The sequence below is a fragment of the Reichenbachiella sp. genome (genome assembly GCF_033344935.1).
Taxonomy (GTDB): Bacteria; Bacteroidota; Bacteroidia; order Cytophagales; family Cyclobacteriaceae; genus Reichenbachiella.
Map to the genome: position 1 here is coordinate 1,152,629 of NZ_JAWPMM010000001.1, position 13,122 is coordinate 1,165,750.

At 38.7% G+C, this 13,122-nt stretch carries 9 protein-coding genes; 5 read left to right on the plus strand and 4 right to left on the minus strand.

Going from position 1 to position 13,122, the window contains the following annotated elements:
* Nucleotides 1–26: 26 nt before the first annotated feature.
* The 4 genes from R8N23_RS04990 to R8N23_RS05005 all read left to right on the plus strand — a co-directional run bounded on the left by R8N23_RS04990 (nucleotide 27) and on the right by R8N23_RS05005 (nucleotide 2,436).
* The gene (locus R8N23_RS04990) at nucleotides 27–572 is read left to right on the plus strand and encodes an REP-associated tyrosine transposase (RefSeq protein ID WP_318170465.1); all 546 of its coding nucleotides are present in this window, start codon (nucleotides 27–29) and stop codon (nucleotides 570–572) included.
* A gap of 465 nt (nucleotides 573–1,037) precedes the next feature.
* Complete coding sequence (locus R8N23_RS04995; RefSeq protein ID WP_318170466.1) at nucleotides 1,038–1,265, plus strand: hypothetical protein; 228 nt, start codon at nucleotides 1,038–1,040, stop codon at nucleotides 1,263–1,265.
* A 48-nt stretch (nucleotides 1,266–1,313) separates the two neighbouring features.
* Nucleotides 1,314–1,634: a helix-turn-helix transcriptional regulator gene (locus R8N23_RS05000; RefSeq protein WP_318170467.1), complete on the plus strand. Its 321-nt coding sequence runs from the start codon at nucleotides 1,314–1,316 to the stop codon at nucleotides 1,632–1,634.
* Nucleotides 1,621–2,436: a reverse transcriptase family protein gene (locus tag R8N23_RS05005; protein WP_318170468.1), complete on the plus strand. Its 816-nt coding sequence runs from the start codon at nucleotides 1,621–1,623 to the stop codon at nucleotides 2,434–2,436. The genes R8N23_RS05000 and R8N23_RS05005 overlap by 14 nt, the downstream gene beginning before the upstream one ends.
* 274 nt (nucleotides 2,437–2,710) lie before the next feature.
* Here the strand turns inward: R8N23_RS05005 and R8N23_RS05010 are convergent, their stop codons facing one another.
* The gene (locus tag R8N23_RS05010; RefSeq protein ID WP_318170469.1) at nucleotides 2,711–3,985 is read right to left on the minus strand and encodes a hypothetical protein; all 1,275 of its coding nucleotides are present in this window, start codon (nucleotides 3,983–3,985) and stop codon (nucleotides 2,711–2,713) included.
* Between the two features lie 1,033 nt (nucleotides 3,986–5,018).
* Between R8N23_RS05010 and R8N23_RS05015 the strand changes: the two genes are divergently transcribed.
* A complete protein-coding gene (locus R8N23_RS05015; protein WP_318170470.1) occupies nucleotides 5,019–8,156 on the plus strand; it encodes a CHAT domain-containing protein in 3,138 nt (1,045 codons plus the stop codon).
* Between the two features lie 194 nt (nucleotides 8,157–8,350).
* On the opposite strand, the gene R8N23_RS05020 is transcribed toward R8N23_RS05015, so the two are convergent.
* The 3 genes from R8N23_RS05020 to R8N23_RS05030 form a co-directional block, all read right to left on the minus strand.
* Nucleotides 8,351–11,602, minus strand: a complete 3,252-nt coding sequence (locus R8N23_RS05020) for a CHAT domain-containing tetratricopeptide repeat protein (RefSeq protein WP_318170471.1) — start codon at nucleotides 11,600–11,602, stop codon at nucleotides 8,351–8,353.
* A 206-nt stretch (nucleotides 11,603–11,808) separates the two neighbouring features.
* Nucleotides 11,809–12,222 (minus strand): Dabb family protein, encoded by a 414-nt coding sequence (locus R8N23_RS05025; protein ID WP_318170472.1) that lies wholly within the window; start codon nucleotides 12,220–12,222, stop codon nucleotides 11,809–11,811.
* 55 nt (nucleotides 12,223–12,277) lie between these two features.
* The gene (locus R8N23_RS05030) at nucleotides 12,278–13,078 is read right to left on the minus strand and encodes a DUF3179 domain-containing (seleno)protein (protein ID WP_318170473.1); all 801 of its coding nucleotides are present in this window, start codon (nucleotides 13,076–13,078) and stop codon (nucleotides 12,278–12,280) included.
* Nucleotides 13,079–13,122: the final 44 nt, after the last annotated feature.

Here is a 13,122-nt window from a genome sequence, read left to right on the forward strand (position 1 = left end):
ATGCGAGTGTTCTATCTTTATCTTCTATGGCCAACCGATATAAGATTAGAGATAACGCGGGACTGTATTTTGTAACCTTTACTATAGTGGGCTGGGTTGATTTGTTTGTAAGAAGGGATTACAAAGATTGCCTGATAGATTCACTCAATTATTGTGTCAAAGAGAAAGTGTTAAGAGTGCATGCCTATGTGCTAATGACTAGTCACCTGCATATGATTGTAAGTTCGGCACAAGGTCACGATCTGGTTTCTACCATCAGAGACTTTAAAAAGTTTACTTCTAAGTCGCTTATTAGGCTAATCAAAGCAATTCCAGAGAGTCGTAGGGAATGGATGTTAAACAAGTTTAGCTATGAGGCTAATCGAACTCAACGAGGTTCAGATTACATACTTTGGAAAGAAGGGTATCATGCAAAACAGATAGAGACTAATGATTTTTTGGATGAAAAACTGGACTATATTCACAACAATCCCGTGGAGGCTGGTTTTGTAAATGTGCCGGAAGAGTATTTATACAGTAGTGCCAGAAACTATGCAGGAAAAGAAGCGGTGATGGCTATTGATTTGTTATAGCTTCAACAGGCATTGCAAATGCCCGGAAGGTACAATCGCAATACAATTGCGATCGAGCGGGAATAATATATTTATCACAGAAATAAATAAGCCATATATTTTTAACTGTCAGTTATATTGTATATGTTTGCATTAGTTCTTTGAATTATTAAGATAGGTAAAAGGCACCCGAAAGTTGGGAAACCAATATTTGAAGTGCATTTAGTTGCGCAATGGAAGTAATCCATCACACGCCTGGACATGAACTCTTGAAACCACTAGTCTAGAACTAGAACCATCAAGACCTCTGAAACAACTCTTTTCAGTCTGTTTTTTTAGAGAGACATGATTATGTTTTATTATTTAAAAGCATAAAAAACAGGCAGAATAATAGGGGGTGAGATACAGTAGATCGCGCGTGACGGCTCTGCCAATTACCGAGAAGGCAGACGGTAATATTGCCGTTTTCTTAAATCTATATTTTAGATGACAAATATCTTAATAGCAGGAGATCTTCTCGAGAAGCTTGAGAAACTCCATTTGAAGAACCGCGATCTGTTGTCGGTTGAAGATGAACAGGTTTTGAATGATTGTATCAGTGCTTTAAAGGAGCTACAGGAACAAGAGTCCGATGAAAAGTCGGAGGAAGTTTTTGGAACAGCTCTTAAGGTGATCCTTCACCTACTAAAGTTTTTTACTGATGTTGAGTTCTAACCTTGATTCTGGAAACTAGCCTCCCTATTTACTTTAAACGTTTATATCATGGACTTAGGAAACACGATTAACTCGCTGAGAAAGCACAAGGGCCTTAAGCAAGGAGACCTAGCTAATCAATCTGGATTAACTCAAGCCTATGTGTCTCAAATTGAGAAGAACAAAAAAGAGCCAAATATGTCAGCACTCAAAAAAATATGCGAAGTGCTAGGCATACCACTTCCAGTATTGTTCTTTTTGTCAATAGATGACCAAGATATACCAACCCAAAAGCAAGCAGCTTTTAAAATGTTGTCCCCTTCAATCAAATCATTTATTGAAGAATTTTTCATTGATAAATCCTTAAATACCTCTATTGATCCGATCTAAAAAACATCTAGAACGAGTACTGAAATGCTCTTTTGCTGAGCTAGAAAAACTAGCAGGGCAAAGTGAAGGTTTTTACTATGAAAAAAAGGAACTAAAGAGAGTCAACAATCGAGGGAAAGAGTTTTTTAGAGAAATGTATCCTAGTATCGGGATGCTCAAAAAGATGCAAGCCATAATCAAGGGGGCAGTATTACGGAAGATCCCATTGAATGACTGTGTGTATGGAGGAGTGAAAGGCAAGGACAGTGTTTTGAATGCAAAAGCCCATCAAGGCAGGAAATATAAATTTTGTACAGACTTAAAAAACTTCTTCCCTTCCATTACATCAACAATGGTTTATTGCAGCTTTATAGATCATGGTTTTTCTTCTGATATTGCAAGAATATTAACGAAGTTAACCACCTATAAACACAAAGTCCCTCAGGGCACACCTACCAGTGCGCATATTGCCAATATGGTATTTACTGGTATTGATAAGAAGCTCATAAGTCTATGTGAGGGTAAGGATATAAAATATACTCGTTACGTTGACGATCTTACTTTTTCATCACCAAACTCATTTAAGGAAGAGACTCAAACAATCCTAGAAATCATCAAAGCCCATGATTTTAGGATCAGCAATAGAAAAACTAAATATGTGAAGGGAAGTCTCGAAATCACAGGAGCGAGAGTAAGAAATAATGTCTTGAGTCCTACGGATAAGTTTAAAAAGAAGCTGAATCACCCTGATAAGTATGAGCAGAATCAAGTCAAGGGACATCAAACCTATTACAAACGGTTGAAATCAGTGAAAATTAAATAGCTAGTACTTAATCCCCCCATGGCTTCGCTGCTCCAATCACCTCTGGTCGTAGTTTATGATAAGCAATCCTAGAAGCTATCTTGGAAAAGAGCGTCGCACAGTTGATATTTTAAAGGAAGGTTTTTCATTATAATCTTGAGCCATCCGACGCTTCGAACATAGGGGGTATGAAATATTAAGCAGCCCAAGCTTTAATCCTTCTTAACAAAAAAGAGGTATCATGAGCACCTTATTTATAAGGGCACGATACCTCTTAGCTTCATTTAGCTTTGAATCATTTAAAATTCGTCGGAATGCTGATGGTACAGCTTCCTAGTCCGCCAGAATAAGTATTGATGGCACCGTAGATTAAGGTCACCTCAGATGGAATCGACTGATAGTTCAAATTGTAGGACTTGGTAAAGCCAATGATAGATACATTGTTTCGGGTCAGCAGGCGGCTGCCATTTGGTAATACGAAATTACTGGATGAAGAAACCTGGATATGCAAGTCGGCATTGCTTGGTGAGTTATCGCATCCGGTAAAGATCGACCAGGTTTTACAACTTCTACCATAAGTTCTCATTTCTCCGCTTACCCGTAGTTCAGTATATTTCCAGTGAGAAAATACCTTTATGGGCACTCTTGTGCACTCATATACTGCGCAAATCTCCTCGTTTTCCTTATCTCTATCTCTTGGAGGAAGCAATTGAACACATTCGCAATTGTTTTGATAGATAGTCTTATATACCGCTTTGCGTATCTTAACCAATTCCAAAACGGCATTACCATAGTTGTCTCCATCGTGGTCTGGATCATAAGTAAAGTGACAATACTCCTCTCGCTCTACAGAACCTTGTGTTCTACTATCTGCAGACTTTGGGTTGATATCTTCCACGAAGATTCCCTTCGACTGATCAGAGACCGTAGCATTCACAATAGATTCTGTATTAGCCCCTTTGGCGTAAGGGCCAATTTTGATTTGATCATCGGTATACTGAAGCAAGTTGTTGGCCACTACCACCAAGCCTTCCGAATTGACCAGTGCAGAAGCATAGTAGTCATGAATTTTCATTCCAACAATCAGATTCTCATCAATTACAAAACCGTAAGCTTGAGACATAAGAAGAGATTTTCTGTCTTTCAATTCTTGTATTTGATTGGAGGAGTTTGCAATAAACGTCTCTAATTCTTGTTGGCTAAGATTAGCTGTCTGGTTTTCCAGAGCCTGCATCTCCTCATATAGCTTCGTTTGTTCATCAACTAAAGATTGAAAGGAACGTTGCATAGACATAAATTCTAGTTGCTTGGACCATTTGAGCATTTCCTCGACTGTCATGGCTTTCATGCTCTCCAGTGTTTGATCGTAAATTTCAGGAGTAGCGAAATGCAATATGCCATCTTGAACGATTATATCAGGTTTTGAAGAACTGTTCATCCAAACGGTGTCGGCCTCGACTGAAATCTGTCCAATGGATGTTTGGCCGTTTGCCTCTTCTTCTTCACATGAAAAAAAGAAAGGAAGAGTTAATAGGTATAAACAGAGTTTTGTTCTGAAAATAGACATCATAGGTATTTTGGTTTTATTTAAAATGATTGAATAAGGGCTGCTAAAGATTTTAGTTAAGTTTTAACAGCTGGTATGTGTTAATGAACAACAAGAAAAAAGGTCAACAGTTTTTGAAAAGAATTTTGCTAAAAACATTTTCTGGCAGACAGGATGCCTGTTTTTTATGTGAGATTGACTTGCCTATTAGTGGGAGAAGGGAGCGCAGAAACTGTTGAAACTTTGATATCTGCTTGCGTCGATGCTCGAACATTAAATCTGCTACTAGTTAATTTCAATGATGGATTGTGATTTATGAGTCTGATTTAGTAATGTGACCATCAGACCGGCGACGCGCGAATTATGTTATTGTATGATGTATCCAAACAGTCTGAACAGAAGTTTTTGGGCCAGCCGGTGGTATTAAAGTTTGGGTTTAGATTGAGTGAGATAGGGAGGCAGAAGTTGGTCGGAAATTAGCATGACCCTAAGTAATTCTTCCAATCCCTAAAACGTGTTGAATTTACCTCAAGTGCTTGTTAATCAGCAGCATTATTGGAAATATCAGATACGCTAACTTTTAAGCCACCGATAAGAAAGTACACCTAGTCCAAGCGCAGCTGCTAAAGTAAGCATGATTGTGTACTTCCCATTGGGTTCACTTAAAGGTTCGGTTACACCTTGCAGTACACCCCCCCAAAAAAAAAGTATGGACTGGCCACTGGCAAGTTTGTAAAGCGTGTAATAAAGTAAGAATGAAAGTATTTAAACCCTGACCTAATGGTTTGGCTTTGGTGTGCTCTGCCACTATGCACCATAGTCATCCCGTCGGGACAAACTGAGCCTAGTGGAGTAAATGGTACATGACAATATGCTCTGGAAAACGCTGGCGGTGAAAAGGGTTTTTCATTAGGCCAAATGACTATATATTTGTTGTTTAATCTATTAAAAATTCGACCAGCTCTTTCCATTCTCGAGGATATAGTTACATGCCCTTTTTTACTTCCAATAGTCTTTTTATCGTTAATCCTGATCATATCAAATCATAAACCAACCCATGGCAAAATTGTTATTAAAGGTTCTGCTTTTTTGTATCGTATGTGTAACTCAATCGAACGCACTTTCATCTGATGCGACCGATCAATTAGAAACACTTGAAAAGGCGCGTTCATTTATTGGTGAGATGAAACTAGATAGTGCCGAGTACTATTTGCTAAGTCTTAGCGATAGTTTTGAAGAACAAAAGCAATGGGAGCAATATGCCTCTTGTCTTAATGGCCTTGCGGAATGTCGTTGGAGAATCTATGATCTGGAAAAAGCTGAAGAATATGCAAGAGCATCTTTGCAGGTTTGTCAATCTTTTTTGCCAAAGGGCAATAAACAAACTGTACAATCTCTAAGACATCTGGGGATAGTTTCCTTTTACAAGGATAATTACGACGAATCCGAAGACTATTTAACTCAGGCCAAGGAAATTTTGGAAAAAGCAGATACCGTAGATTATGAAATGATGTTTAAAATTAATCGGGTTTTGGCCGCCATATATTTGTATCAGGGTGATGTGGTTAAGAGTCTTAGAATATATCAATACGAATTGGACAAAACATTAGGCAACCAAACAATAGACTCATTGAATTTGATTATTGCCTATTCGAATGTTGGGAAAGCCTACTTGTCTATGTTTCATCTGGACTCTGCCGAGTACTTTTTGCAAAAGACTGTAGAAATTACCAAGGAAGTGTTTGACGAAACACATATTAATCTAGCTATTGAATATCGCCATTTGAGTTATTTACATGTAACAAAAGGGGAGCTCCATCGAGCGTTAAACTATGCGTCCTCAGCGGAAAAAATATATAAGGATTTTTATGGTGAAGAATCAGGAAGAGTTTCAGATGTATATCATGCGTTGGCTACGATATATGTGCACTTGGGCAATTCGAACCAGGCATTAAATTATGCTAACAAAGGTCTCAATTTGGTAGTTGATGATTTTGGTATGGAACATTCTGACGCTGCTAATTTTCACGAAGTATTGGCATCAATATATGGGAAGCTAAATAACGATTCTTTGGAGTATAAACATTTAAAGAAGAGTTTGGAGATAAGAAAAGATGTTTTTGGGGAGCAGAATCGTTTTGTAGCTGAGTCGTACAACGACCTTGGAGATTATAACTATATAAAATTAGATTTTGAAAATGCGATTACGAATTATAACAAAGCATTGAAAATACTGAAGTCGTTGGCGAGAAGTAAAAATTCTGAGATTGCTTATTCATATATTGGTGTTGCACAATCTTATTTGAAACAGGGTGAAAATTTTGAACTTGCATTAGTTCATTTTAATCGGGCGATTGAGACCAATACCTACGTAAGAGATGCTAAGGGCTCTCTCCTAACGAGTCAGTATCTTAATGATCATTATCAACTGTTGGCATTTATGGGTAAAGCCTCTACCCATTTGGCCATGGACCATTTGCAAGAAGCACTTGGAGGCTTTCAGCAATGCGATACTTTGATTCATCAACTTCGTTGGAATAATATTTCCTGGGAAGATCAGTTTTCTCTATCTGAGAGGGTAAAAGACACTTATGATCAAGCTGTATCCTTGTGTATAAGACTCTACAAAGAGACAAATCAAAGAGACTACTTAAATCTAGCATTAAATTTTTATGAAAATAGTAGGGTTTCCATTTTGAAAAAGGCCTTGGCCAAGATGGATGATAATAAGCTTGGTATTCTACCCGATGAGATGGTTGCATTCGAACGTACTATTGATGTAAATATTGAATATTTTGAATCGCTAGTGAAAAGAGAGAAAGTGAAAGAAAAAAAGAATCCTTTGAAAATTTCAAGTTATGAGGAAAGTCTTTTTAAGCTAAATGGCAAAAAAGATTCTTTCGAATTAATTTTAAAGAAAAGCTTCCCAGACTATTACAAAGCGAAACACCGACATACCTCAATAAGTATTGATGAAATTCAAAAAGGGTTGGATTCGAGAACCGGATTGCTTGAGTTTTTCAAAACGGATTCCGTACTGTTTTCTTTTGCATTGACCCACGATGAGATTAAAGTATTTAGCCATCCTATTGATTCCACGTTCGACAGGCGTTTGTCGGAGTTCATTTTTGCATTCAAATCGGAAGAAAGGATATCCGAAATTTCAGTGGCAGACACCATTTTTACGAAAGAAGCTCATTATTGGTATGAGCAACTGCTGAAAACTCCATTGGATAGCTTGGGAAAGGTGGAGCGATTACAAATTATTCCTGATGGTATTTTGTCTTACTTACCTTTTGAGGCATTATTGAAGACTCCTGCTTCATCTGATTCATACAAGTCTTTGGACTATTTGATTCGACATTACGATATAAGCTACAAGTATTCTTTGGATCAGGTTTTGATGTCTGACTTGCGTAAAGGAAATAAAGTTGTTATGAGCTATCTAGGCTACGCACCTTCCTATAAGAAAAGCGGTAATCAAGTTGCTCAAATTTCGGAGCAGACTGAATTTAGAAATTCATTGCAGAATTTGAACTGGAATCAATTTGAAGTCAAACAAATAGGAGAACAAATGAATGGTAAATACTATCTTTCAGAAGATGCAACTGAAACAAGTTTTAAAGAATTTGTTAATCAATCGAATATTATACATTTAGCTACTCATGCACTGATTGATGATTTAGATCCAATGAAATCAAAGTTTGTGTTCAGTCAGGAAAACGACTCTTTAAATGATGGGTATTTGCATACTTACGAGTTGTTTGATTTAAAATTAAATCCAGAACTCGTTGTTCTCAGTGCTTGCAACACGGGAGTTGGTGAATTGAAAGATGGAGAAGGAATAATGAGTTTAGCCTATGGTTTTGCATATTCAGGCTGCACGAGTATTGTTTCAAGTTTATGGCCAGTAGATGATAAATCGACTAGCGAACTAATGAGCTATTTTTATGAAGGGCTGGATCAAGGAATGACAAAAAGTAAAGCACTCCGAGTGGCTAAATTAAAGATGATTGATCAATCAGGAGCTTTTAGCGCCAATCCTTTTTATTGGGGAGCATTTGTTTTGATAGGAGATGATGACCCGCTGGAAGATATTATTGATAGGAAGGTACTTTTTACAGCCTTTTTCTTGTTGGTTTTTGTAACGGGTTTTCTTTATGTTAAGAAGCGAAATGGTCACAATTCCTTATGAAAAAGTAAAAATCACTTCAAGTTCTTCCTCCCACAGGCCGTAGGATAAACGGTAGCGATTTTACGGCCTAAATTGAGAAAGGGTGCCCAACCCGTTTTATATTTTAAAAGTAAGATTTTTCATTGTGATCTTGGTCAAGAGGACGCTACAATTGGAGGCCTATTACATCTTGATTGCCAGAAACATCAGGTTTCCTAACCAATAAGCCATCGATAAGAAAGTACACCTAGCCCCAGAGCAGCTGCTAAAGCAAGCATGATTGTGTATTCGCTATTTGATTGACCCAAAGGTTCGGTTACGCCTTGTAGTACAAATCCACCCCAAAAGAATGGACTGGCTTGGGCAGGATTGGTTTGTGCCAAAAAGGCCAGCTTGGCTTCCTGGAGAGCTACATCTTTGGTCTTACCCTGTTCTAAACCTTTATAAAAACCTTGCATCAATTGAGGAGCAGATGTGTCTGGAATTTCCCATTGCGTATAGATCAGGCTTTTACATCCTGCATAGGTAAAGGCGCGGCCGAGGGTCATCAAACCCTCTCCACTGATAAGCTTACCAACTCCCGTGTTGCAGGCGCTAAGAACTGCCAGTTCTGCTGGAAGAGAGAGATTATAGAGTTCGTGGCCATACAGGCGACCATCTTCTGTGGAGTCAGATTTTGTGGTGAAGTTGAGACTCGAACTGTAGGGGTGATCACTATCGGCCTGCCCGTGCAGGGCCAGATGTAAAATGAAGTATTCTTCTGCCAGAGCTTTGAAAGTGGCTTCACTGGCTTGATGACCAAAGAAATAGTTACCATCAAAAAACTCTGATATCATCCGGATCTCTTTTCTCGAACCCGGAAGATCTTCCAATTTGTCACTTCTGAGTGTTCGTAGAGTCAGATTGTCACCAGTCTGATCCTCGTTGTTGAATGAAAAGGCTAGTACTTCTTGTCGAGTATCTGTGTCCGGCTTGTTGCTGAGTTGTGAATACAAGAGGTTGGCGGAATACGCATAGCTAATAGCAAACTCCTTAAGAAGGAAATCAAAGGATTGGTAATCAATAGATACTGGCGCAGAGCTAAGCAACGTCTCGAAATTAAGTTCCCATAATTCGGCATCAGCTACAATGATTAGTCTTTGACCCACCAGCTTGTTCCTGACAGGCTGGATCAATATATCATACAGTTGTTTCGCCTGATGTGCGTAACTCTGCTGGTCTTGTAGTCTAATCGATTGTTTAAACGCTTTTACTGATTCGGAAATTTTGTGCCTCTGTATAGGAATTTGTTTTACCGTCAGCCCTTTTTGGTTTAATACCCAAATAAACATCGTGCTGTCACCCAGATAGTATTCGATCAGGTTTTGGTTACCAGCCAACAAGGATTGAACTTGCTCGACCGAGGCCGACTTGTTTTTGTATTTTAGGTCAAAGTACTTTGGAAAATCTTGCTCGAACCGTTCAACCAATTGTTCATGCTGCCTTTTAAGGTCAAAGCGTTGAGACCTTAAATCTTCCTCATTTGACCTATTTATGTCATTGTTTTCTTCTTCATTTAACTTGGAATCCAAAAAAGAAATCTCAGCCCTAAGATCATTTTCTTTTTGAAGTAAGCTATCAGGAATATTGGCAAAAGACCGAGCCTTGGACTCGAGCATGGTCTGGCGAAGGACCGATGATTTGCTTTTTTCGGACAATAAAAAAGTTTGCTTCAAGTATGCGTCGTCTTTTAACGAATTACCCAATTGATAGGTATTTAGAATGCCTAATTCAAGTAGATCTTCAGAGGTTTTAAGTGTACTTAGTTTCGATTCTTCATCTAAAAATCCATTTCGGATCTTTTCTGCTAGAGATATCCCCAACTCACTTGTTGCCAAACCGGAGTTTAGTAATTGATGACCTTCTTCTTGCTCGTATTTTCTATGGAGTGCGATGGCTTTAAGTTTTAGCACTTTCAGTAAGGTGTTTTCTCTTAGAATGTTATCCTCTAACTTCGGATTTTGATGAATATTATCCTCTTCAAAATTGACAACAACGGCACATAATCCCTTTTGTATCAGAGACAATGCTTCATCATATTTTTTAGACCTCATTCTTAAACTGGCCAATTCAATATACATATCCGCCACGTTGAAGTTTTTTGGACCATACTTATCTGTATAGATCTTTAAATTGTTTATCAGCAATCCATTGGCCTCATCATAGTTGCCCATCAGTATCTCTAGTTCCGCCATCTTGGTTTGCGTGTCTGCCAGCGCAATACCATCTATTTGATTCTGGGACTTTATAATCTCAAGGGCATGATTTAGTTCGGATCTAGCTTCATAAAACCTATTGGCTTTTATCAAAACAGAGCCGAGGTCTTTGTAGTTGGCTGCTAGGCGATTAACTATTCCGTAGATCTTTTGATTCAGTTCAATCGCTTGTCTAAGATATGTGGCGGCTTTTTCGTATTCTTTGCTTTCACTGTACACAAAGGCCATTTTGCTAAGAGTAGAGGCGATTCTGGGATGAAGTGGCTGATAGTTGTCCTGATAAACGGAGAGCGCTTTTTGATAATAGGTTAGTGCTTTTTCAAAAGCTCCTCTCTCCTTATGAACGAATCCCAGATTTTCGTATATCCGTGAGGCCTGTAAGCTTTCGGCACCAAAAAGTTCAATTCGGATTTGTAGGGATTTTTCGAATAAGTAGCTGGCTGAATCTAGATTGCGGTCTATCATATAGCATAATCCAATGTTGCTTAGATACATCGCAGGATAAGAGAGATTGTCCGGAGTTAGTTCTGAAGCAATTTGAAGTGCCTTTCTGTAGTGGATAATTGCTCTGTTGAAGTTGTTCTTATAATAATAAACAATAGCCAACGAATTGTGAAGTTCTTGGGTATAACTGTCTATACTATCCTGTTGATTCTTTTTTATCCACAATCCCTTCTTGACGCTGGACATGGCCTTGTCGAGCTGGAATTTGGCTGACTGAACATTGGCGGCGGCTAAATAAATTCTGGCGAAAATCGTGCTGTCCATGACAGGGTTCTTTTCGGCCAGTGCTATGGCGAGCTCTGAATAATAAAGTGCGCTGTCAAGAAGTCCCATTTTTTTTAATGGATGAGAAAGATGGGCATAGGTCATGATATATTCTGAGTTGGTTCCGTCCAACTTTTCAGACCCTATCAGGATGTTGTCTTTGAATATTCTCGCAGCTCCTACTAAATCCTTGGAATAAGCCCTACAATATCCCAGCGTATTTCGGCAAAAAAGGTACTTTTTCCAATCTCCTAATAAGGCATAGGTCTCGCTTGCTTTTTTTGCATAATGTGCTGAGCTATCGTATTGTGCTTTGTTAAAAAAGGATCGAGTCTTATTATAAAGAATTTCTGCTTGTAAACTATCGAAAGATTGAATAGCTAATAAAGAACGGCCCCATATCATTAAAAAAAAGACAAAAAAGTATCGATTTAGAGGCGGCATGACAGGTTGTTTAAAACTAATATTTTTATAAGTGAAGGTTGGTTTTTGCAATTGGTTATAATCCACTGAAGATTTATTTCGGCTATCCGAACTGGGGGTAACCTCTTAAAAAAAGGACAATGGAAAGGTTCTTTTGGAAAGGAGAGAAAGTCATATTAATTCATTCGAAGATAAATGCTTTAGTCTTCCAAAGTTTTGAGTACTTTCTACTTCAAATTCTCACCTTCTTTCAGGACATTAATAGAATCGTAGATCAGTACTTTGCTCCAAAGGTTCTTGCAGTCAGCTAAAAACTTCTTGTGAGCGGGTTCCACTTGGTATTTGTCTTGTTCTTCTTTAGACCCAAAGGTGACCATAAGATGATACGTGTAAGAATTGTCCACTACATCTCTGGCCGTGAGGGCAGGTACACCCAAATGGGCAGATCGGATGTAGTCAGAATTCTCTATTAACTCTTTCAGACCCTTTTCAATTTTTTGCCGATCAGAAGCATTATCGGGGTTGTTGAGCCAAATAAGTACAGAATGAGCAAACTTCCCACTGATCATATCTTTGGTTTTGACGGGTTCGCAGCTCATGAACATAGCAGCGATGAGAACTAAGAAAGTGAAGTTTTTCATGGTTTGGTTTTAAAAGTTTGGTCTAAGATAGTGATTGCAGAAATAACTTGATCACCTATTTTCGAAACTGTTCTGTAATGGATTCAACGTCATTGTACTTTGTCCAACTAGTTGGTCGTTGGAAATCCTGGCCGGAGGCTAAAACTTTGACATCAGCGTATTTCTCCTTGACCTCTTTCCAAGAGATGTCTTCCCAATATTGTTGCTCCATCTCTAAAAGCTTCACTCCTTCCAACGGACCAGATACTGCTTGGCCAATCAAAGGCCACCATAGACTTTCAGTTTCTCTATCCCAGAATACAAATCCATCCAATCCATCCCACACGCTAGCATCAAAATAAGTGTAGCCGCTGAGTCCAAACGTCAATAAACGTCCATTGTAGTCTCTTTCATATATGGCTCCTAAGTCTGCCAAAATACAGTAGGCCGCCATCACTGGCTTGCCACCTAAGCTATCATTCACTATTTCATGTCGCGTGAGGTCTGGTACTGAATAAGCTTTGGTTTCTCCATTGATCGAGCCCACTAAAAAGCGTGTGCTGTCTGCCCAGATGGTATCAGCAGCTTCCATGGTTATAAACTCGGGAGCTAATAGTGCCGGAAAAGCTTCTCTACCAATCCCATAGTGAAATTGATTTTCCTTTAGGGTAAGGTTAGACACATCAAAGTGTTGAGAACTATCTTCTCCTCCATATAAATACCTTGAGTTTTGTAAATCAAAGAACTTCCCATTGTCTGCGGCTATGGGTCTTTGTATTTTGGGAGCGGGTGCGGCCTCAGTCGGAGGCTCCTTTTTGGTGGGTTGAGAGCAACTTAGAAAAGCGAGCGAGAAAAGAAGACTTAGCAATGATTTCATAGTGTTTTGAGTATTAATGTGAGGAACGTTAAATTTAATGAAGA

Excerpts from the sequence above, each read along its gene's own strand:
- R8N23_RS04990 (WP_318170465.1), top strand. The coding sequence starts at position 27 with ATGGCCAACCGATATAAGATTAGAGATAACGCGGGACTGTATTTTGTA.
- R8N23_RS04995 (WP_318170466.1), top strand. The coding sequence starts at position 1,038 with ATGACAAATATCTTAATAGCAGGAGATCTTCTCGAGAAGCTTGAGAAA.
- R8N23_RS05000 (WP_318170467.1), top strand. The coding sequence starts at position 1,314 with ATGGACTTAGGAAACACGATTAACTCGCTGAGAAAGCACAAGGGCCTT.
- R8N23_RS05010 (WP_318170469.1), bottom strand. The coding sequence starts at position 3,985 with ATGATGTCTATTTTCAGAACAAAACTCTGTTTATACCTATTAACTCTT.
- R8N23_RS05015 (WP_318170470.1), top strand. The coding sequence starts at position 5,019 with ATGGCAAAATTGTTATTAAAGGTTCTGCTTTTTTGTATCGTATGTGTA.
- R8N23_RS05020 (WP_318170471.1), bottom strand. The coding sequence starts at position 11,602 with ATGCCGCCTCTAAATCGATACTTTTTTGTCTTTTTTTTAATGATATGG.
- R8N23_RS05025 (WP_318170472.1), bottom strand. The coding sequence starts at position 12,222 with ATGAAAAACTTCACTTTCTTAGTTCTCATCGCTGCTATGTTCATGAGC.
- R8N23_RS05030 (WP_318170473.1), bottom strand. The coding sequence starts at position 13,078 with ATGAAATCATTGCTAAGTCTTCTTTTCTCGCTCGCTTTTCTAAGTTGC.